Origin of the sequence: Aliishimia ponticola (assembly GCF_004803475.1) — a bacterium.
Lineage (GTDB): Bacteria > Pseudomonadota > Alphaproteobacteria > Rhodobacterales > Rhodobacteraceae > Aliishimia > Aliishimia ponticola.
Genome location: NZ_SRKY01000001.1, coordinates 522,591 through 543,885, shown reverse-complemented (window position 1 = coordinate 543,885; position 21,295 = coordinate 522,591). Strand labels below are relative to the sequence as shown.

Annotated in this window: 22 protein-coding genes; 17 read left to right on the top strand and 5 right to left on the bottom strand. The window is 59.9% G+C overall.

Annotated elements, in window-relative coordinates:
* Positions 1-85 precede the first annotated feature (85 nt).
* The 7 genes from E4Z66_RS02665 to E4Z66_RS02635 all read left to right on the top strand — a co-directional run bounded on the left by E4Z66_RS02665 (position 86) and on the right by E4Z66_RS02635 (position 8,472).
* On the top strand, positions 86-1,870 hold the full coding sequence (locus tag E4Z66_RS02665; RefSeq protein ID WP_136461383.1) for a type I secretion system permease/ATPase: 1,785 nt from the start codon (positions 86-88) through the stop codon (positions 1,868-1,870).
* Positions 1,867-3,261: an HlyD family type I secretion periplasmic adaptor subunit gene (locus E4Z66_RS02660; protein WP_136461382.1), complete on the top strand. Its 1,395-nt coding sequence runs from the start codon at positions 1,867-1,869 to the stop codon at positions 3,259-3,261. The genes E4Z66_RS02665 and E4Z66_RS02660 overlap by 4 nt, the downstream gene beginning before the upstream one ends.
* A gap of 278 nt (positions 3,262-3,539) precedes the next feature.
* Positions 3,540-4,337, top strand: coding sequence for a response regulator (locus E4Z66_RS02655; RefSeq protein ID WP_168797702.1), 798 nt, complete (start codon positions 3,540-3,542; stop codon positions 4,335-4,337).
* A 78-nt stretch (positions 4,338-4,415) separates the two neighbouring features.
* Entirely contained in the window at positions 4,416-5,576 is a 1,161-nt protein-coding gene (locus tag E4Z66_RS02650) for a sensor histidine kinase (RefSeq protein WP_246035851.1), read from the top strand.
* Between the two features lie 20 nt (positions 5,577-5,596).
* Positions 5,597-6,982 carry a sensor histidine kinase gene (locus E4Z66_RS02645; RefSeq protein WP_168797701.1) on the top strand — a complete coding sequence of 462 codons (1,386 nt, stop codon included), beginning with the start codon at positions 5,597-5,599 and terminating at the stop codon, positions 6,980-6,982.
* On the top strand, positions 6,982-7,386 hold the full coding sequence (locus tag E4Z66_RS02640) for a response regulator (protein ID WP_246035850.1): 405 nt from the start codon (positions 6,982-6,984) through the stop codon (positions 7,384-7,386). Before E4Z66_RS02645 ends, E4Z66_RS02640 begins: the two co-directional genes overlap by 1 nt.
* A 3-nt stretch (positions 7,387-7,389) precedes the next feature.
* Positions 7,390-8,472: a hybrid sensor histidine kinase/response regulator gene (locus E4Z66_RS02635; RefSeq protein WP_136461378.1), complete on the top strand. Its 1,083-nt coding sequence runs from the start codon at positions 7,390-7,392 to the stop codon at positions 8,470-8,472.
* A 72-nt stretch (positions 8,473-8,544) separates the two neighbouring features.
* Here E4Z66_RS02635 and E4Z66_RS02630 read toward each other — a convergent pair whose 3' ends face one another.
* The 5 genes from E4Z66_RS02630 to E4Z66_RS02610 form a co-directional block, all read right to left on the bottom strand.
* Positions 8,545-9,729 (bottom strand): acetyl-CoA C-acyltransferase family protein, encoded by a 1,185-nt coding sequence (locus tag E4Z66_RS02630; RefSeq protein WP_136461377.1) that lies wholly within the window; start codon positions 9,727-9,729, stop codon positions 8,545-8,547.
* A 133-nt stretch (positions 9,730-9,862) separates the two neighbouring features.
* On the bottom strand, positions 9,863-10,432 hold the full coding sequence (locus tag E4Z66_RS02625; RefSeq protein WP_136461376.1) for a hypothetical protein: 570 nt from the start codon (positions 10,430-10,432) through the stop codon (positions 9,863-9,865).
* 103 nt (positions 10,433-10,535) lie between these two features.
* A complete protein-coding gene (locus E4Z66_RS02620; RefSeq protein ID WP_136461375.1) occupies positions 10,536-11,306 on the bottom strand; it encodes a helix-turn-helix transcriptional regulator in 771 nt (256 codons plus the stop codon).
* 49 nt (positions 11,307-11,355) lie between these two features.
* Positions 11,356-12,087, bottom strand: a complete 732-nt coding sequence (locus E4Z66_RS02615) for an RlmE family RNA methyltransferase (protein ID WP_136461374.1) — start codon at positions 12,085-12,087, stop codon at positions 11,356-11,358.
* Between the two features lie 64 nt (positions 12,088-12,151).
* Entirely contained in the window at positions 12,152-13,264 is a 1,113-nt protein-coding gene (locus tag E4Z66_RS02610) for a Ppx/GppA phosphatase family protein (protein ID WP_136461373.1), read from the bottom strand.
* Positions 13,265-13,480: 216 nt separating this feature from the next.
* On the opposite strand from E4Z66_RS02610, the gene E4Z66_RS02605 reads away from it, so the two are divergent.
* The 10 genes from E4Z66_RS02605 to E4Z66_RS02560 all read left to right on the top strand — a co-directional run bounded on the left by E4Z66_RS02605 (position 13,481) and on the right by E4Z66_RS02560 (position 21,119).
* A complete protein-coding gene (locus tag E4Z66_RS02605) occupies positions 13,481-13,777 on the top strand; it encodes a virulence factor (protein WP_136461372.1) in 297 nt (98 codons plus the stop codon).
* Positions 13,778-13,806: 29 nt separating this feature from the next.
* Entirely contained in the window at positions 13,807-14,742 is a 936-nt protein-coding gene (locus tag E4Z66_RS02600) for a methylenetetrahydrofolate reductase (RefSeq protein ID WP_136462110.1), read from the top strand.
* A 137-nt stretch (positions 14,743-14,879) separates the two neighbouring features.
* Positions 14,880-15,941: a methyltetrahydrofolate cobalamin methyltransferase gene (locus E4Z66_RS02595; RefSeq protein WP_136461371.1), complete on the top strand. Its 1,062-nt coding sequence runs from the start codon at positions 14,880-14,882 to the stop codon at positions 15,939-15,941.
* A gap of 184 nt (positions 15,942-16,125) precedes the next feature.
* Positions 16,126-16,398 carry an STAS domain-containing protein gene (locus E4Z66_RS02590; RefSeq protein ID WP_136461370.1) on the top strand — a complete coding sequence of 91 codons (273 nt, stop codon included), beginning with the start codon at positions 16,126-16,128 and terminating at the stop codon, positions 16,396-16,398.
* Positions 16,395-16,760, top strand: a complete 366-nt coding sequence (locus tag E4Z66_RS02585) for a response regulator (RefSeq protein ID WP_136461369.1) — start codon at positions 16,395-16,397, stop codon at positions 16,758-16,760. The genes E4Z66_RS02590 and E4Z66_RS02585 overlap by 4 nt, the downstream gene beginning before the upstream one ends.
* A gap of 12 nt (positions 16,761-16,772) precedes the next feature.
* Positions 16,773-18,998 (top strand): chemotaxis protein CheA, encoded by a 2,226-nt coding sequence (locus E4Z66_RS02580; protein WP_136461368.1) that lies wholly within the window; start codon positions 16,773-16,775, stop codon positions 18,996-18,998.
* On the top strand, positions 18,995-19,450 hold the full coding sequence (locus tag E4Z66_RS02575) for a chemotaxis protein CheW (protein ID WP_136461367.1): 456 nt from the start codon (positions 18,995-18,997) through the stop codon (positions 19,448-19,450). Before E4Z66_RS02580 ends, E4Z66_RS02575 begins: the two co-directional genes overlap by 4 nt.
* Positions 19,447-20,334: a CheR family methyltransferase gene (locus E4Z66_RS02570; RefSeq protein ID WP_246035849.1), complete on the top strand. Its 888-nt coding sequence runs from the start codon at positions 19,447-19,449 to the stop codon at positions 20,332-20,334. The genes E4Z66_RS02575 and E4Z66_RS02570 overlap by 4 nt, the downstream gene beginning before the upstream one ends.
* Positions 20,335-20,721 (top strand): response regulator, encoded by a 387-nt coding sequence (locus E4Z66_RS02565; protein ID WP_136461366.1) that lies wholly within the window; start codon positions 20,335-20,337, stop codon positions 20,719-20,721.
* Entirely contained in the window at positions 20,718-21,119 is a 402-nt protein-coding gene (locus tag E4Z66_RS02560; RefSeq protein WP_136461365.1) for a hypothetical protein, read from the top strand. Before E4Z66_RS02565 ends, E4Z66_RS02560 begins: the two co-directional genes overlap by 4 nt.
* The last annotated feature ends 176 nt before the right edge of the window (positions 21,120-21,295 follow it).

Genomic DNA, 21,295 nt, shown 5'->3' with positions numbered 1-21,295 from the left:
AGGGCCTCACGGGGTCACCCAGCCACCGCGGACGTCTTTGGGTCAGGGTGCCGTCATTTTATTCAGGTCAGTTTGAGGCGAAGTTATGAAACATCACAGATCATCCGTCTTTGAAGGTCAGCGCGGCGTCATTGCCGCCATCTTCATCGCGAGTTTCTTCGTTAACATTCTGGCCCTGACGGCACCCCTTTACATGCTGCAACTGTTCTCGCGGGTGATGAACTCCGGCAGTACCTCGACGCTTGCGGTCCTGACCATTGGCGCGGTTGTCGCGCTGCTTTTCTTCTTTTTCTTCGACACGATCCGGCAAAAGCTGGCCACGCGGCTTGGTACGCGGCTGGAAGACAGCCTTGGCCCCATCGTGATGAATGTGCTCGTGCAATCGGCCTCCGCCGAGGATCGGCGCGGCGCGCAGCCGGTGCGGGATTTGCAGGTGCTGCGCCGTTTCGTGGCCGGTCCGGTGTTTACCGCCCTGCTCGACGCGCCCTGGTCGCTTGTTTTCGTGGCCATCATGTTCCTATTCCATCCGGCGCTGGGCTGGGTTGCGATTGCAGGAATTTCCGTGCTGTTCGTGCTGGGCGTGCTCAGCGAGATCAGCGCACGCAAACCCAATGCAGATGCCGAACGGACTGGCCGGGCCGCACATGCGCTGGCCGAAGAAATGGTGCGCAACGCGGATGTCGTCCGTTCCATGGGCAAGACACCTGCCCTGATCGACCGGTGGCAGGCGCGCTCGGTCGTGTCCATGCTGTCGTCGAACAAGGTGGTCGACCGGGTCGCGACCTTCAGTGCGCTGGCCCGGTTCGCGCGGCTGGTGTTGCAGATCGCGATCCTTGCCGTCGGTGTCACGCTGGTTCTGCGCGGCGAATTGAACCCCGGCGTGATGATCGCCGCCTCTATCCTTCTGGGCCGTGCGGCGGCGCCTGTGGAACAGGCCATCGCAGGATGGAGCGCCCTGCTCTCCGCCGCGTCTGCCCGCCAGCGCCTGAACGCGATCCTTGCCGGGATCGAAACCGGAAAGGTCCGCATCGAATTGCCCGAACCCGAAGGCCGCCTGTCGGTTGAAAACGCGACCGTGGTCGTGCCCGCGCAGCAGAACCCGCTGATCTTTGATGTCACCTTTGATCTGCGCCCGGGCGATACGATGGGGCTGATCGGTCCCAGCGGGTCGGGCAAGACCACGTTGGCGCGCAGCCTCGTCGGGCTTCAACCCTTGGCGCGCGGTCACATCCGTATCGACGATGCCTCGCTGGAGGATTGGCCGATTGACCAGATCGGTGCGCATGTGGGGTTCCTGCCCCAGCGGGTTGAGCTGTTCGATGGCACCATCGCGGAAAACATCGCCTCTATGGATGAGAACGCCGACGCTGCCGATGTGGTGCGCGCGGCGAAACTGGCGCAGGTGCATAACCTGATCCTCAGCCTGCCGGGCGGCTATAACGCGCAGGTCGGCATGCGGGGGGAGCTTTTATCCGCAGGCCAGCGCCAGCGCATCGGTCTGGCCCGCGCCTTTTTCGGGGAAAAACGCCTGATCGTTCTGGACGAGCCCAATGCCAATCTTGACCCCGAGGGCGAAGAAGCATTGGCGCGTGCGGTCGCTGCGGCCAGTGCAGAGGGCTGCGTCGTCATCGTGGTCACGCACCGGATGGCCATTCTTCAACGGATGAGCCACGCAGGGCTGATGGTGAACGGACGGCTGACCAAGTTCGGCGCGGCGCGCGATATCCTCGCCTCCGCGACAGAGCCGATGGCCCCGCACGAGACATTCGAAAATCCCAAAGTCACCACGCTGCACCGGCCCCGCCCATCCTCGGGCAAGTCCAACGAAAAGGGCGATGATGCGCAGCCCCGCTCAGGAGCGTCCACATGACACAAGATGACACCCGACCGCTGACCAAGCCCAAAACCGGGACCGTGGGACCGCTGAACGGCAAGGTGCCCGGCAGTTTCGACCGCCCGCAAATCGTGGCGACCAAGGTGGCGGGGCTGACCTTTTGGCTATGCCTTGCCGGGTTCGGCCTGATTGGCGCGCTGTTCTATCAGGCGGCGACGCAGAAAATCCAAAGCGCCGTCGTTGGGGGCGGCACTTTTGAAATCGAAGGCGATCTTCAGGTCGTCGATCACCTTGAAGGCGGTATCTTGTCGGAAATCCTTGTCCGCGAGGGCGACGATGTGGCCGCCGGGCAGGTTCTGGCGCGGCTCAGCAGTGCGCGGGTCGATGCGCAGCTTGGCGTGCTGCGCAGTCAGCTTGCCTCCGCCCTGGCGCGCGAGGGACGGCTGCGCGCGGCGATGCAGGGCGCGGATGCAATCACGTTCTCGCCCGAGCTTGACGGCCTGATCGCTTCCGATCCGGCCTTGGCGCAGGTCAAAGAGACACAAGTGGCGCTGTTCCAGTCCAACCGGCAGTCCGATCTGGGTGAAATCAGCATTTTCGACGAACGTATCGCGCAGCTGAACACACGCCTCGTCGGTCTGGAGGGCGAGACCCAGATGCTGCACGCACAACTCACCATCGTCGAAGAGGAATTGGCCGATCTGCAAAGCCTCTTTGAAAAAGGGCTGGTGTCCAAGGCGCGGCTTTATGCCCGCGAGGAAGACCGCCTTGCCGTACTGGCCCGGATTGGCCAGCGCGAAAATGAACGGCAGGATGTGCTCGACCAGGTGGCCGAGGTGCGCGAGCGTCAATTGCAGGTCGCGCGGGATCGGCGCCAGCGCATCGCGGACGACCAGCAGGTGCTGACCGAAAACATCTTTGACCTACGCCAGCGTATCCGCAGCTATCAGGATGTACGGGATCGTCTGGACATCCGCGCCCCGATTTCCGGGCGGATCGTCGGGTTCGAGGCGAACACAATCGGCGCGGTGGTGCCGGCGGGCGGCGTGCTGATGCAAATCGTGCCGGGTGATGCGCCCTTCATGATCGAAGCGCAGGTTGCCACCTCGGACATTGATGAAATCGCGGTGGGTCGTGACGCGCGCGTGCGCCTGTCAGCCTATAGTTTCCGCACCACCCCGCCCATTGAAGGGCGCGTGTCCTATGTGTCTGCTGACAGCTTCTTTGATGAGGGTGCGGGCGTCAGTTACTACAAGATCCACGTGCAGATCCCCGCAGACGCCTATGCAAACCTGCCCGACAAGGTAACGCCGCATCCCGGTATGCCGGTGCAGGTCATGGTGGCCACGGGCGAAGAAACGGTTCTGACCTATCTGCTCGACCCAGTGCTCAGCGGGCTTGAAACGGCGATGATCGAAGGTGAGTGATCGGAACTGCCACACGCAGAGGTCGGCCGCCCGGTAGCTGGGATCGGGTAGCGACACGGCGGGTCAAGGTTTTGCGTTAACCCACGCTCCTCAACATGCCTTGGCCCGCATGTTCGCGAAGGCCGCGCTGGCAGGATCGCGTGGAGATGCGGACAATTTGGCTTTGAAGGTTGGGGCTTTCTTGCCCCCATATCTGCAGCATTAATCAATTAATAACTGGTCCTATGCTTTTTTGCACTCCGAGTGCCGAGATCCGGAGTAGTGTCTTGAAGGTTCAAATGACCAGACCGCAGAAGTCGCGTTACGTTAATGCCCTGTTAGTCGAGGATAACGCATTCGACCAAAAGCGATTTTCCCGGCTTCTCGAAGCGACGGGCCTCGACTTCATCCTGCGCCAAGCCTGCACGATCGCGGAAGCCTGCGATGTCATGGACTCCATCAAATTCGACCTGATCTTCGTCGATATGTCCATTGGTTCCGACAATGGTCTGGACCTGTTACCCATCGTGCGCGCGCATCGCACGAATGCGGATGCGCATCTGATCATGATTTCCGGCAATGGCGACACCGCTACCGCGCTTGAGGCGATCAACCGCGGGTTTTCGGATTACATCGACAAGGGCGATCTCAACATCGCCTCTCTGACGCGCGCCTCGCTCAACGCGCTGGAAAAGCTCCGCCTCACACGCGCGGCGGACGAGGCTAGCGCCGAAATGCGCGCTGTCGAAGCCGTGTTGCGATCCTTCTCCAAGGCCTGTTCCAGCGAAATGCGCCCGATGATCAACCGCATGATCCGGCAGGTGCGGCAGCTCAAATCGTCCAACGGCTCCGTCAGTTCCCAATCCGCACATATCGCCGAGATCGAAGGCACCTGCCTGCGGCTGGAAGAGTTCTTTCAAGACATGGAAGCACTTGCCGAAGACAATCAACTGACCAAGATCGCGATGGAGCAAGCGCCCGACATTCTGGACTCGTTGAGCCAGTTGCAGGAGCCGAAGCCCAACGAGTTCGAGGGGCTTCTGCGACCGAAGGTAACCAAACCGCCAAGCGTTTTTTCAAGAAGCAGCCGTGGTTAACAGGGCTCGGTCACGGTTAATCAATTAATAAGGAATTTCGGACAGGGTCACAGCGCAGTGTAAATCAGCGGCGGTTCTATGTTCGATTATATCCTCGACCTGTTCAGCGCGACGCAGTTTGTACCGCATGCCGTATGTCTTTTGTGGCGTCCGGATTTGATTGCGATGCATGGCGTGTCGGACCTTCTTGTCGCCTGCGCCTATTTCGCGATCCCGGTTCTGATCCTGCAAGCCGTGCGCCGCCGTCCCGATCTTCTGGATGCGCAGGTGGGCAGACTGTTCGCGACCTTCATTCTGGCCTGCGGGTTCAGCCATTTGGCGGGACTGGCCACGCTCTGGGTGCCCGCGTATGGGCTGCAAGCGGCGATCAAGGTCATGACTGCGATCATCTCTGTCTATACGGCCATCCAGCTTTACCGCCTGCTCCCCCGTTTTCTTGCCATGCCCAGCCAGTTCCAGATGGCGCTCCGCGACGCAGAGCTTTTGCAAAGCCATCGGCGGGCGGAGGAATCCCGCGAAATTCAGGAGAAGATGAGCGAATTCGCCTATATCGCGTCGCATGATCTGAAAGCGCCGATGCGCGGCATCTCCAACCACGCGCAGTTTCTTGTCGAGGATCACGCCGAAAGCCTGCCGGCAGATGCGCTCAAGCGGATCACCCGGATGCAGGAACTTTGCGCGCGGGTCGAAGAACTGATCTCCACCCTGATGCAATACTCACGCCTTGGCCGCCAACAAGCGATCGAACTTTTCGACACGAAACGGGAAGTCGAAAAGATCATCGAAACCTTGCGGGAAACGCTGAACGAGAAAAACGGCACGATCGAGATCGACACGCCATTGCCGCAGATCTCGGGCAATCCGGCGGAGTTCAACACGGTCATGCGTAACCTGATAACGAACGGCCTGACCTATAATGAAAACGACGAACGGACGGTTCACATCGGATTTCTGGACAGCGTCGAAGTCAACGGCAAGACGATGCGCAATGCCTTCTACGTCAAGGATAACGGGATCGGGATCGACCCGGAGTTTCAGGCCGACGTGTTCAAGATGTTCAAGCGGCTGAACACAAACGACAAATACAGCGAGGGCACGGGCGCTGGGCTCGCCTTCGTCAAAAAGATCGTCGAAACTTCGTCAGGGGAAATCGAGTTGCAGTCGGCGCTGGGCGCAGGCTCCGTATTCTACTTTTCCCTGTCCGCGCCCCCCGCAGCGGAAGGCCAAAGTTCCGCATGAAGATGTCGGTCAAAAACCGCATGCGTGTGCTGTGGGCCGTCATGGCCTTCGTCGTATTATCCGGCGTCACTGCCGAAATTCTGCTGCGGACAGTCCGCCACAAGATCCACCAATACGATGTGATGTATGGTGAACGACTTCCTAATGCGATTACGGGGTTTCACTCTGCGGTGGGCTATACCGGGCTGATCCACAACTTCAAAAATTATGTCCTGCGGCCAAGGGAATCTGGATACCGGATCGCCGCGGTGCGCAGCTATGACAAGGCGCTTTACAATCTGGGCGAGTTGGAAGCGCTGGCAGAACTGGCCGGGGTCGAGATCGACACGAACCCGATCCGCAGCACATTGCGCAGCTATATCGATGCGCTGAACGTCGTGGACGAACGGCGCGACGATGGCGCGGCGCCCGCCGAAATCGACGCGGTGGTGCGCATTTCGGATGCAAGTGCCGCCGTCAGTATCATTGCGATCGTTCAGGCGCTGCGCGTCAAGTCGCAACAGGAAACCCGCCGCCAAGTCGACGAGCTCGGGGCGATCCTGCGGGTTTTGGCGTTCCTCAATATTCTCGGGCCGCTCATCATCATCTGGATCGGCTGGTCGACGCTGCAATCTGACCGCGCGCAGAACAAGCTTCTGGTCGGACTGAACGAAGACCTGACGCGGCGAAACGCTCAATTGGACAGAACCAATCGCGAGCTTTCCGAATTCGCCTTCTTCACTTCGCATGACTTGCGCACCCCGATGCGCGGCATCGCTAATCACGCGCGGTTTCTGGTCGAGGATTTCGAAGACAAATTGCCGGCAGAGGGGCGCAAGCGCCTTGTACGCATGCAGGAACTTTGCGGGTCCATGGAAAACCTGGTCGAGAGCCTTCTGGCCTATGCCGACGCCACCGCAAGAAACGCGCCCGAATGGAATGACCTGACCGAAATCGTCACTGATCTTGCGGATAATCTGCCCGACGGGGTTCAGGGCGAGGTCATTCTGGAGACGAGCCTTCCCAAGCTGTTCTTCGACCCGCTGCAACTGCGCACCTGCTTGCGGCACCTCATCGTGAACGGGCTGGTTTTCAATGAAGAGGCGCAGAAAACGGTCTGGGTCGGCTTTGCGGACAGCGTGTTCGTCGATGGCGAAACCCTGCACTCCGCTCTCTATGTCCGGGACAACGGAATTGGGATGGAGGGCGAATTCAGCGAAGATATCTTCCGCCTTTTCAAGCGCCTGCAACGCCCCGGAAAATATGGCGAGGGCATCGGCGCGGGGCTCGCATTCGTCAAGAAGATCGTCGAGGCGAACGATGGCGTCGTTCGCGTCACCTCTACCCCCCACACGGGCAGCAGTTTTTACATTTCATTTCCCGACAAGGAGTCGCGATTAAGATGGATCAAACCTCAAAAGCCATAATGATCATTGATGATAATGACGATGATTTCGAAGCCACCGAACGCGCGCTGCGGAAAAGCAGTAACCTTGCGAACCCGTTGATCCGTTGTAGCGACGGGGCTGAGGCGTGGGACATGCTCAACAATCAGGACAACCTGCTTCCGGCGCTGATCCTTCTGGATTTGAACATGCCGGGGCTGGATGGCCGGCGGCTTTTGGCGCGGATCAAGCAGGACGAACGGCTTTGCGTCATCCCCGTCGTGATCATGACCACATCGACGCGGGAAGAAGATGTCTCTCAATGCTATGCGATGGGCGCCAATACCTATGTGCGTAAACCCGTGTCGTGGAACGAATTTTCAGAGGCGATTTCCCGTCTTCACGACTATTGGTTCCACTTCGCGCTTCTTCCAAAACAGGTCTGAGCCGTGGGCGACATTTCCCTTTTGCTTGTTGACGACAATCCTGAAGATCGGGAATTCGTCACGCGGGCGCTCAAACGCTCCGGCCATTCCTATCATCCGGTGACCGAGGCGCTGGACAGCACCGAATGTCTGACGTGGCTCAGCGACGGCTTGAATCCCGATTGCATCTTGCTGGATTACTCCCTGCCCGGTCGTGACGGCTTGGCGACGCTGGAAAAGATCGTGGCGATGTTCCCTGATACGCCGGTGGTGATGATCACCGGTCAGGGCGACGAGGCGATTGCGGTCAAGGCGATGCAGATGGGCGCACAGGACTACATTCCCAAATCGTCCATGACGCATACCGCGCTGGATCGCAGCATCACCAACGCGATTGAGCGTTCCGGCATGACAAAGATGATCCGGGAGCAGCGACAAAGCCTTGAGGCCTTTTCCAGAATGCTCGTGCATGACTTGCGCGCGCCACTCAGGTCGATCACCGGGGCGATCGAGTTCCTGTTCGAAGACCTGCCCGACCCCGTTGTTCAGGAACATAAGGAGATGTTGGATTTCGTGAACCACGGTGCGCAGCGCATGGATCAACTGATCGTCGCGTTACAGGCCTATAATAGCCTTGATGATTCCGCGCCCGAAGCCACGCGCGTCGATCTGAATGCGCAGATGGAGGCGGTCGCGCAAAACCTGTCGATGGATCTCAAAACAGCCAATGCTGAACTGGGCATTGCGCCGGACTTGCCGGAAATCCAAGGCGACGCGCCCTTGATTGTTCAGCTTTTCCAGAACCTTGTGAGCAATGGGCTGAAATATAACCGGTCGGACACGCCGCAAGTTCAAGTATCTGCGCGCAAGACGAATGCTGCCATTCAGATCCTTGTTCAGGATAATGGGATCGGGATTTCGCAAGAAGATGCGGCCCAGGTGTTTGAACCGTTCTTGCGCTTGCATTCGGAACGGGAATTCGAAGGCACCGGTTTGGGGCTGGCGACATGCAAACGCATCATGGAGCTACATAACGGCCGCATTTATTGCAGGCCGGGAAATGACGTCGGCACCGTTTTCGTTTGCGAGTTTCCGGCCCGTACTTGAACGGCCGCCGCAAAGAACAGGCACCGCCCGGAAGCCGGACGGTGCCCATGTCACTATCAACCAGCGATCAAATTAGCTCGCCGTGTTTTCCACGATAAGGGCAATCCCCTGCCCGCCACCGATGCACATGGTCGCCGCGCCGTATTTGCCGCCGGTCCGTTTGAGTTCGTAAAGCAGCTTGGTGGCGATAATCGCCCCGCTCGCGCCCACAGGGTGACCAATCGCGACGGCGCCGCCATTCGGATTGACCTTTGCGGGGTCAAGTCCAAGCTGGGCGGTCACCGCACAGGCCTGCGCCGCGAAAGCCTCATTGGATTCAATGACATCAAGATCGTCCACCGTCAGCCCCGCACGGGACAGGGCGTTCTGCATGGCGGGCACCGGTCCCATCCCCATGAATTGCGGATCTACCCCGGCATGACCATAGGCCACGATGCGGGCCATCGGCGTGATCCCATGTTTCTTGGCCGCGTCCGCGGTCATCAGAACCAAGGAGGCCGCGCCATCGTTCAGGCCGGAGGCGTTGCCAGCCGTCACCCGCCCGTCCTTGCGGAAGGCCGCGCGCAGTTTCGCCATGCCTTCAAGGCTGGCATCGGAGCGGACATGTTCATCCGTTGTGAATTCGGTATCGCCCTTGCGGCTGCGCAGCGTGATCGGCACGATCTGTTCGGCAAAGCGCCCTTCGGCAATCGCCTGCGCCGCACGGCGGTGGCTTTCCACGGCGAACGCATCCTGATCTTCGCGCGAAATCTGGTATTTCTCGGCGACGTTTTCGGCAGTGATCCCCATATGGCCGTGGCCGAACGGGTCATGCAGCGCGCCCAGCATCATGTCGACGACCTCCACATCGCCCATCTTCTGGCCCCAGCGCGCGGCGGGCATGGCGTAATTGGCGCGGCTCATGCTTTCGGAGCCGCCTGCCAGCACCACATCCGCATCGCCAAGCGCCAGAGCTTGCACGCCAGACACAACCGCTTGCAGGCCAGAGCCGCACAAGCGGTTCACAGTCAAGGCTGGTGCGGTTTCCGGCACGCCTGCACCCACTGCGATCGTGCGCGACAGATACATGTCGCGCGGTTCTGTGTGGATGACATTGCCGTAGAATGCCTGCCCGATGACGTCCGCCGTCACCCCCGCGCGTTCAATCGCCGCGCGTGCGGTTTCAATGCCAAGCTCCGTCGGCGCGATGCCCTTCAAAGCGCCCCCGTAATCCCCAACGGCGGTGCGTGCTGCGGATGCGATAACGATCTCGGCCATGTCTCTCTCCCATTAATCCATTGCGCGTTTGGTGCCATTGCGCGGCAGGGCTTGCAAGGCCGGGCCGGTCAAACGTCACGTTATGGGGCTTTGGATGGTCGGGATGCGCGGGGCGACGCGCCAACTGCGCGCGTCAGAAGAACGCCTCTACATTCAGGCCGACGGTGACCGCGCCGATCGGGGCACCGGTTGCGGGATCGATCAGGGTAAAAGACACCTCCCCCTGATAGGTTTGGGTGCTTTCATCAAACGAGATTTCGTCCACATGGATCGCGCCTGCGCCAACCCCATGGGTTTCCTGGAACTTGGCTTCGTCCCCTTGCCAGAAATCGGAAGTGACGCCCGATGCCGCGACATTCAGGCCGCGCGCATCCATCACGAACACCTCTGTGATCATGCCATCGGTGTTTTCGACCTGCGACCGGATCGCGTCCGACGCGGCAGAGCCCATGATCATGTCGATCAGCGGCGAAGACGGGGCGCCGATTTCTGCCCGCCACTGGTTATCCAGCGCGACGACCTCCTCATCGCTCAAGCCCGATGTGGCCACGTTCCGCGCGACGACTGCGTTCACGATTTCCGGGTTGGACATCCACGTCATCACGCTTTGGCGGACATATTCCGTCATCGCGGCCGATGGATCGCTGGCAATGACCGGAAGCGCCAGCAAAGATGCAATCGCGGTCAGTCTTACGGTTGGCATATATCCAAGGCTCCCTCTATCGCCGGCGCAACGCCGGACCGGTCTGCGCCCTTCGGACCCTGCCATAGGAGAATTAAGCGAAGGTTGATCCGGCTGCGATCCTTCAGACCGTCAGCAGATTCAAAGAGGTGGCTTTCTGGATTGCATGGGCCGTGGTGTTCGCATCCAGCGACTCGCGGGCCATCCGCAGGTGCTTTTCCACGGTATTGGCGCTAAGCCCCATGATCACGGCGATGTCCTGCATGGTCTTGCCCTGCGCAAACCAGTGCAACGCTTCGAGTTGGCGGGTGCTGAGCGGGCGGCGTTGCCCCGGCAGCGGCAGGCTTGCGATCCGAAGGTGGAGAAGGTTCGACAATGTCTCGATATGTGCGCCGACCTCGCGCCAGAGGTCATCCGCCTCGGGCTGTTCGATGGCGCCAGCGGGGCTTAGACCGATGACACCGTGCATCCCGCGCACGACATCATCCAGCGATCCCACAAAGCCAGACCGCAGCCCGAACTGCGCGTTAAGCTCTGCAATGCGCATATGCTGGGGTTTGATCTCTCCGTTGAACTGCGCGGCGGCGGCGGGCCAACTGACGAAACCGGAATTCTGCGCGGCCCAGGCATAGGTCGGGGAATAGAGATAGAGTTCTTCCTCGATATAGGCGTCGGCATAGACCTTGGGGCCGTGGTGCAGGATCAGCGCATCCCGCAGATCCCCCAGACGCGCATCCTTGGGCATCCGCGTCGCGCCATACAGCATCTTGTCAAATCCGAACCCCTCGCAGGCCGCGCAGAAAATCTCCCACACGATGTTCGAATCCTGCGACGCCACCATTTTCTGCATGGCTTCTGCGATGACCTGCGGGACGTCTTCTCTGCTCAGAGGCATGCACGGATTCCTTCAACCGCGAAAGTATTGCGAGAAAAACAGTTTTTTCTCAAGCCTCAGATGACTTCCGGTATCCCGTTGCAACGACGAATTTCTCGGAACTGTCGGCGCGGGAGGCTGGCGGTTTGACATTGGCCACCTTGGTAAAACGCTGTTTGAGCAGCTTTTGCAGGTCGCCTTCGGCCCCGCCCGCCAGGACCTTGGCGACGAAGGTGCCCCCTTCGTCCAGCACGTCGAACGCGAAATAGGCCGCGGCCTCGCACAAGGCGATGATGCGCAGGTGATCGGTTTGCTTGTGGCCCGACGACGCCGCCGCCATGTCCGACATGACCACATCGGCATCGCCGCCCAGCCATTCCTTCACCTTCAGATCGGCGTCGTCCTCGAGAAAATCCAACTGGTGGATTTCGGCGCCCGCGATCGGTTCGACCTCTTGCAGATCGACGCCCAGAACGGTGCCCACGGCCTTGCCGGACTTCTGTCCCAGCGCATTGACGCGTTTGACCGCCACCTGGCACCAGCCACCGGGCGCGCAGCCCAGGTCGACCACCCGCGCACCGGGCACCAGAAAGCGGAACTTGTCGTCCAGTTCCAATATCTTATAGGCCGCCCTGCCCCGATAACCATCGGCGCGCGCACGTTTCACATACGGATCGTTCAATTGCCGTTCGAGCCACCGGGTCGATGACAGCTTGCGACCACGGGCGCTTTTGACCTTCACCTTCAGATCGCGCTGGCCCCGCCCCGATGTATTCTTGCCCTTGTCGCTCACGCTCGTCATCCCGTGTTCATTCGATTGATATCATGGCGCGCCCCGCATCCGGCCCGCCCCGATCCCTGCTGGATCAAAACGGCCCGTCTTCCAAGACGCCATGTGCGGTCATTTGCGCATAAAGCAACCCTTCGCGCAGGCCCCGATCCGCAACCGACAACCGGTCCGTCGGCCACAGACGCATCAGCGCCTGCAGGATCGCAGAGCCGGACATGATCAATGCCTGGCGATCCTGACCGATCCGCGGGTCGGCGCGCCGCCCCGTAGGCCCAAGGTCCAGATAGGACCGGATCACCTTGTCGATCTGGGTCGAGGTCATGCGCAGGCCGTCCACCTTGTTGCGATCATAGCGGCGCAGTCCCAGATGAGATGCCGCTACGGTCGTCACCGTCCCGGAGGTGCCGACGATCTGAAACCGTTCATGCGCCTGCAAATCCCGGTATGGTGCGAAATCGGCAAGGTTTTCCTCAAAGAACCAGCTCATCAGCGCAAAGCGCGCGGAATCGTCTTCCACATCGTTGAACTGGTCCCGCAGCGTCGCAACGCCCAGCGGCACGGAAATCCAATCCACCACCTTGGCAGCGGGAAACGGACCTTCGGGCGCAGAGAACCCGGTATGCAGCCGCATGATCGCACGGGGCCGGTCCCGCTTGGGCACCGACGCGATGTCGATCCAGACCAGCTCTGTCGAGCCGCCGCCGATATCCACCACCAAGAGCTGCTCTGTCCGGGTGGACACCAGCGGTGCGCAGGAAATCACGGCAAGCCGGGCTTCTTCCTCCGGCTGGATGATCTCAAGGTTCAAACCGGTTTCCCGGTGAACGCGGTGCACGAACTCTTCGGCGTTGACCGCGCGGCGGCACGCCTCGGTCGCGACCAGCCGCATATGCTTGACCTTGTGCTTTTTCAGCTTCTGCTGACAAATCCGCAGCGCCTGCATCGTCCGCGTCATGGACGCACGCGACAACCGGCCCGAATGCTCCAGTCCGGAGCCGAGCTGAACGGATTTCGAAAAGCTGTCGACGACATGAAATCCGCTGCCCTTGGGCTGGGCAATCAGCATGCGACAACTATTTGTCCCCAAATCCAACGCAGCATACAGCTCCGACGGATCGGGAAGTTTCGGCGCGGGGCTCTCTACCGGTCTAGGGAAGGCGCCCGCACCACTGGGACGCCTGGGCGCCATCGTCGCGCCCTCCTTTATCGTGTTGTCTTGGACGATAATCACTCAAGGCCGCAGGAGCAAGCGTTGCTGTGATCCCCCTAAGCGTGTCGCCGGGCCCTAGGCACCAAAGCCCCGGCGCAGGCATAGGTCGCGGATTGCCCGCGAGTCGTCGAAAACGGCGCAGTGAGCGCGGACCATTTGCTTAGGAATGACAGCACGACATGCAAGGAATCACAGATGCCCGATGTGACAATCGTTTACTGGCGCGACATCCCCGCTCAAGTCATCGTGGGCAAGGGTCGGCGCGGCGCAAAACGCCAACTGGAAGAACGGTTCGAACAGGCGATCGACCGTGCCGCGATGAAGGTCGGCGCGCAGGATACCGACGCCTATCTGGCGGAATGGCGCAAAGCGGCCCCCTATGAGGTCGAGGGCGATCCGGCCGAGATCGTCGAAGCCGAAGCGGCCCGGATCGAAGCTGAATACGACCAAGACCGCATCAAACAACTGATTGCCAACGACGGCTGGGCATGAGCCCGCGCCCCATCAAGGAGGTTCTGAAAATGGCCCTGAGCCTGTTCACACGCCGCGAAGACGCACCGAGCACGCAGGTTGTCTCGCCGCAGATGGAAGCCTTCTTGCAAGGCTATTCGATCGAGGTCATGCCGCGCACCGCCGAAAAGGTCGAGGACTTCCGCGATCTGCTGCCCAAGGGCACCCGCGTCTATGTCGCGCATATCGAAGGCACGCCGATCGACGATATGGTGCGCACTGCCGCGCGGTTGAATGCCGAAGGCTACCCGGTGATGCCGCATTTTCCCGCGCGTATCATCAAGGACCGCGCAACGCTGGCCGATTGGATCGCGCGCTATCAGGGCGAGGCCGATGTGCGTCAGGCGCTGTTGCTGGCGGGCGGCGTGACCACCCCTCATGGGGAGTTCGACAGTTCCATGCAGCTGATGGAGACCGGCGAATTCGACAAGGCCGGATTCACCCGCCTGCACGTGGCCGGGCACCCGGAAGGCAACAAGGATATCGATCCCGATGGCAGCCGCACCAATGTCGATGCGGCGCTGCTGTGGAAGCAGGGTTATGCCGAGCGCACGGATGCGGAAATGGCCATCGCCACGCAATTTGCGTTTGAGGCCGGACCGATCATCAAATGGGCCGATGACCTCAAGGCGGCAGGTGTCGATCTGCCGATCCATATTGGCATCGCTGGCCCCGCCAAGCTGCAAACGCTGATCAAGTTCGCGATTGCCTGCGGCGTGGGACCGTCGCTTAAAGTGCTGCAAAAGCGCGCCAAGGACGTCAGCAAGCTGCTGCTGCCCTTCGAGCCGACAGAGGTTCTGTCCGAACTCGCGGCGCACAAGGCGGCCAATCCCGACTTCAACATCACCAATGTGCACTTCTTCCCGCTGGGCGGGATCAAGACCAATGCGAATTGGGCGATCGAGAATGGCGGCGCGGCGACCAAACCCGCCAGTGTGACCGGATAACCCGGCCCGAACCAGCCGCACGCGCACTCCATGCGAAACTTACCGGGACTGCGCCTCGCGATTTACTCGCAAAGCGGGTATGACCCAAAAGACAACAGGGCAGTATCAGGTCTGCCGACCAAAGAAAGACAGGGGTAATGACGAGAACGATTGTTGAATCGAAGTCGAAGACCGCCGTGATCGGTTTCGACGAGCCGTTCTGCGTGATCGGGGAACGGATCAATCCGACCGGGCGCAAGAAACTGGCCGCCGAACTCGAAGCGGGCGATTTTTCGACCGTCGAGAAAGACGCATTGGCGCAGGTCGCCGCCGGTGCGACGGTTCTCGATGTGAATGCGGGCGTTGTCTATAACTCGAACCCCGATCCCAACCAGACCGAACCGCCGCTCATGCGCAAGATGATCGAACTGGTGCAGGGGCTGGTGGATGTGCCGCTGTGTATCGACAGTTCGGTGCCCGGTGCGTTGGAGGCCGGGCTGGAGGCGTGCGAAGGCCGCCCGCTGCTCAACTCCGTCACTGGCGAGGAAGAGCGGCTGGAACTGATCCTGCCGCTGGTCAAGAAATACAACGTGCCGGTCGTGGCGATTTCCAACGATGACACCGGCATTTCCGAAGACCCGGACGTGCGGTTCGCCGTCGCCAAGAAAATCGTCGAACGTGCCGCCGATTTCGGTATCCCGGCGCATGATATCGTGGTCGATCCGCTGGTTATGCCAGTGGGCGCGATGGGTACGGCGGGGCTTCAGGTGTTCACGCTGGTGCGCCGTTTGCGCGAAGAACTGGGCGTCAACACGACCTGCGGCGCGTCGAATATCTCCTTCGGGTTGCCAAACCGGCACGGGATCAACAATGCATTCCTGCCGATGGCGATGGGCGCGGGCATGACCTCTGCCATCATGAACCCGGTGGCGCTGCCGGTCGGGGCCAGCAAGATCGCTGAAAAACGTGCGGCGGTCGAAGAAGCTGGCATCGTGCTGCCGCCGGACATGGATGACGAAACCTTCTGCCAGATGTTCGGTCTGGGATCCACAAAGCCGCGTCCGGGCAAGGAAATGGAAGCCATCCGCGCGGCCAACTTCCTGACCGATAACGACCCGCATGGGGCGGAGTGGATTCGGTTCAACAAACCCGCGGACGGGCCGGAAGGCGCACGTGGTGGCCGTGGTGGCCGTGCCGGTGGACGCCGCCGACGCGCCTGAATTCACAGAATAAAATGCAAGAACATGGGCCCGGTGCAATGCGTCGGGCCCAATTCGTTTGGAAAACTCTAAAGGCTGTAACGATACCTTAAGCCCCCTGCCCCTAAAAACCCTGCATCTCAGGAATCGACGATGGGGATACGTGCATGTGCATTGGTGAAATCGAAGTTGGGGCAATCGGGACATGAGTGAACCTTTACACCTTCCCGAGCGGTTGGATCTCGCTGCGGCAACGAAACTCGCCACCGACCTGCGGGCCATGGACGGTGATATCACGCTCGATGCGTCTCAGGTGAAGCATCTTGGCGCGCTGTGCTTGCAAACGCTTGTGGCCGCGTCTCGGAAAGCCAAGGCAGGCGGTCACAGTTTTGCGCTGACCGACACCCCGGAGAAAGTTCTGCACCAGTTGGAATTCATGGGCGCCTCGCCCGAACAGTTGAGGGAGGGCGCACTGTGACCTTGGAAGTTCTTGCAGTCGACGACAGCCGCACCATGCGCAACATGATCAAGATGGCACTGAATACCGGCGATTTCGAAGTCCATACCGCCGATGATGGTGTGCATGGGTTGGAGGTGCTGGAAGGCATCTCTCCGGACGCGATCATCACCGATATCAACATGCCGCGAATGGATGGCTTCGGCTTTATCGACGCGGTGCGCGAACAGGAAAAGCACCGCGCGACCCCCATTCTGGTGCTGACCACGGAAAGCGCGCCGGAACTCAAGATGCGCGCGCGCGAAGCAGGCGCGACAGGCTGGATCGTGAAACCGTTCGATCCGAACAAGCTGATCAAAGCGTTGCACATGGTGGCGGGCTAAGGAACCAGCGATATGAGCCAAGATACCGATCCAATGGCCGAAATCCGCGCCTCGTTTTTTATCGAAAGCGAGGAACTGCTTGAAGCATTGCAGGACGGCCTGACCAGTCTCGAAGATGGCGATGAAGATGGCGAGGTCATCAACGTCGTGTTCAGGGCCGTACATTCCATCAAAGGCGGGGCCGGCGCGTTTGGACTCGAAGCGCTGGTTCGCTTCGCGCACCGATACGAAACCGCGCTGGATGAGGTGCGTGGCGGCCGGATGGAGGTGTCGGACAAAGCGCTCAAGCTGTTCTTTCAGGCCGCAGACCACCTTTCCGATCTTGTGCGCGAATCCCGCGACGAGGGTGAATTGCCGACGGAGCGCTCGCAGGAGCTTTTGGCGCAGCTTGACGAGTTGATCGGCGATGACGGCGAAGACGCTGCCGAGGAAGAAATCGACTTCCAACCGGCGGGTCTCTCCCTTGACCTTGATCTCGGGCTGCCGGGTCTGCCGCCTCTCGATCTTCCGGTTGCCGAAGACGCCCCAACGGAAGCACCCGGTTTCAACATTCACTTCAAGCCGCAGCTTGAACTCTATGAAACCGGAAATGAGCCCTTCCAACTTCTGAAGGCGCTGCACGAATTGGGCGATTGCGAGGTTGAGATTCTATGTGAAGACATCCCTGCCCTCGACGATCTGGCGCCAGAAAAGTCGTACCTGGCGTGGAATATCAAGCTGACAACGGCTGCCGACGCGGCTGAGATCAATTCGGTCTTCGAGTTTGTCGAAGGTCTGTGCACATTGGAGATCACCCCATTAAACGCGGCTGCAAGTGCGCCGCCCCCGCTCGACTTGTCCCTGCCTGGCGATCTGCCCCCGCCGCCGCCGACGCTCCCGGACGACGACGACGTGCCAGTGATGGCGGCAGAGCCGGCACCGACAGAAACGGATCCGGTGCCGGTCGCCGAAACATCGGAGCTGAAACCGGAACCAAAGGCGGAAAAGCAGACCAAAGCTGCCGGCGGCGGGAAACAACCGGCCGCGAAGTCCGTGGTGCGTGTAGACCTCGATCGGATCGAACGGCTGGTAAATCTTGTGGGCGAGCTTGTGATCAATCAGGCGATGCTCTCGCAGAGCCTTGAACAAGCGGGCCTCTCTCCGCATTCCGACGCGATGAACGGTCTTGAAGAATTCCAGCGTCTCACGCGGGATATTCAGGACAGCGTCATGATGATCCGCGCGCAGCCGGTGAAATCGTTGTTCCAGCGCATGTCGCGTATCGTCCGCGAGGCATCCTCTGCCATCAAGAAAGATGTGCGGCTGATTACCGAAGGTGAAAACACCGAAGTCGACAAAACAGTCATCGAACGCCTTGCCGACCCGCTGACCCATATGATCCGAAACGCCGTGGATCACGGCCTTGAAGACACGCAAACCAGACTGGATGCCGGAAAATCCGCGCAGGGCAACGTCCGTCTGAGCGCCTCGCACAAATCGGGCCGCGTCGTGATAGACGTGTCCGACGATGGGGGCGGCATCAATCGGCCACGCGTTCTGCAGATTGCGATCGAAAAAGGTTTGATCCCCGAAGATTCGAACCTCACCGACACCGAGATCGACAACCTGCTGTTTTTGCCGGGGTTCTCCACCGCGAAAGAAGTGTCTGATCTGTCCGGCCGCGGCGTGGGTATGGATGTGGTGCGCACCGCCATTCAAGCACTTGGCGGCCGGATCACCATTCAATCGGAACCCGGCGTCGGGACGACCTTTTCGATTTCCTTGCCACTTACCTTGGCGGTCTTGGACGGGATGGTCGTCGAGGTCGCGGGCGAGACGCTCGTTGTCCCGCTCAATCTGGTCATCGAAACGCTCACGCTCAGCGATGTCGATATGGATATGATCCGGCCCGGCGTTTTGTCCATCAGGGTGCGTGGCGCCTTTGTTCCCGTCTTCGATCTTGGCGTCGCTTTGGGATACCGCGAACCTTTGGAAGACAATTCCGGCTGCGTCGTCCTTTTGATTGCCCATGAAGATGGCCAGAGATTTGCAATTATGATCGACGATATCCGAGATCAGCGCCAAGTCGTGATCAAGGGGCTCGACGAAAACTTCTACAGGTCTCCCGGCATCGCTGCCGCGACCATTCTCGGTGATGGTCAGATCGCCCTGATCCTCGATCCGACCGACATCGTCCATCAGGCAGGGAATGCTGCCCCCCTTCTGGATCCCGCCTTAGTATCAGGAGCGTCGTCATGACTGATCTCGACAGCACCAGCAAAGAATTGCTGACCTTCAAACTGGGAAACCAGGAATATGCACTCGATATTATGTCGGTCCGGGAAATTCGCGGCTGGACGAAAACGACCCCGATGCCTCACGCCCCCGCCTTCATGCGCGGCGTGATCAACCTTCGGGGAACTGTGCTTCCGGTTATCGATCTTGCCGCGCGCCTGGGGCTTCCGCCCACCGAGACGACCGAAAGGAATGTCATCATCGTGGTCAAATGCAATGACTGTATGACGGGTCTGCTTGTCGATGCGGTCTCTGACATCATCGCTCTTTCGGCAGACGATATGCAGCCGCCGCCGGACGTCACGAATGATGGCGGCGCGAATACCATTCGCGCGTTGTCGCTCATCGATGAACGTATGATCCGCATCCTCGAGTTGGAGAGCGTGATCGCCAAGGCGGAGAGCGTAGCAGCGTGACTTTCGTTGAACAGACCCCGACACGCGGCGGCGCCGAACCCGGCTTCGATGCGTTGTCGAAACTGGCCTATGATGAGGCCGGCCTTGTCCTATCGGACAGCAAGGCTGCGATGATCAAGTCCCGGTTGCGACACCGGCTGAAGGCGCTTTCCATCGACAACCTTGAGGCCTATTGCAACTACGTGAAGTCCGACGCCCAGCAGGTCGAGCGCCGGCATATGATCTCTGCGCTGACGACCAATGTCTCCGGATTCTTTCGAGAGCCGCATCACTTCGAACAGCTCAAGTCAGATTTGGTTCCACGCATGGCCGAGCGGATCAAAAACGGCGAAGCGGTCCGCATATGGTCTGCGGGCTGCTCCAATGGTCAGGAGCCGTATTCCATCGCGATGCTGCTCGCGTCCGAGGACCCCGTTTTCCGGAGTGGGGATTTCCGGATCCTTGCAACGGATATTGACCCCCAGGTCGTCGCCTATGGGGCGACCGGGCGCTATACGGAAGCTCAGGTTGCAGGGCTCGACGACAGGCAGATTTCGCAGTTCACAACGCAGGAAGAAGATCAGGACGGCGAGATAATCTATCGTGTAAACGATGATCTGCGGCGCATGATCGCTTTCCGCGAACTGAACCTGATCGGCGATTGGCCGATGCGCCGGAAGTTCGATGCGATCTTCTGTCGGAATGTCGTCATCTATTTCGACGGATTAACCCAGGAACGGCTTTGGCCGCGCTTTGGCAGCCTTTTGAAACCCGATGGGTTCGTGTTCGTCGGGCATTCCGAAAGGATCACCGATCCCGCTTTCAAATCCGTCGGTTCGACCGCGTACGCCTTTGCAAAACCCGACAATAACATCGCGTCGACTTCTCTGAGGAAGGACAACTGAATGGCCCTACGAGATCAACTTCGCATCATGGTTGTCGACGATATGTCGACCAGCCGCGGTCTTATCACCCAAGCCCTGGAAGGGTTCGGTATTCGCAACGTCTCGACGGCCGATAACGGTTCCGATGCGTTGGAAATTTTGGCGCGCGCACCGGTCCATATGGTCATCTCGGATTACAACATGCCCAGCATGGATGGCCTGCATCTGCTACAACACCTGCGCGCGAATGAACGCACCAAAGGCGTCGGTTTCATCCTGATCACCGGGCGCGCCGAGCAGCAGATCATTGATTACGGCCGGAAACTTGGCATGAACAACTTTCTCAAAAAGCCGTTTGAACCGAATGATCTGCGCAATTGTATCGAAGCTGTTGTCGGCCCGCTATGACAGATGCCTCGCCGGAAAAAGGCGCGACGTTTACGGATATGTTGTCGGAAATCGCGGGCACTCTGGAGGAGTGCTCGCACGACGCCGCCTACCTTGAAAATGCACTGGGGGACTGGCTGAAAGCAGGCGCGCAGGTCGAGACATTCCCCGTGGTAGAGCTGCAGCGCCTGGACCTTCTTCAGCAGGTCCAGCACGATCTTGTTTCGATCCTGTCTTCGCCGGAATTAATCGCGGGCTTCCATGATCCGCATGTTCCGGTGGATGTCGAGGCCATCGTGGAAACGCCAAAACTTGAACAGATCAAGGAGCGTTTGCGTCGATTGACCCGCGAAGAGCCGTCCGCGCCGCATGTGGATCACAACCGAACATCCGGCCACGGCGTGGTGGATTTGTTCTGAAAGCCGGGATATTTATGCTCGAGGGCCGCCTGTACCGCCGGATTTCAGACCGCCGAAGGCGCCCACGCGATGATGCTCCAAAGACCAACATCTGCAACACGCATTCAGATCAGAACGCAAGCCCCTTGAGGCCGAGACTGCCCGCTCCACGCCAGCGCCAAAAGGCATCTGCCCGG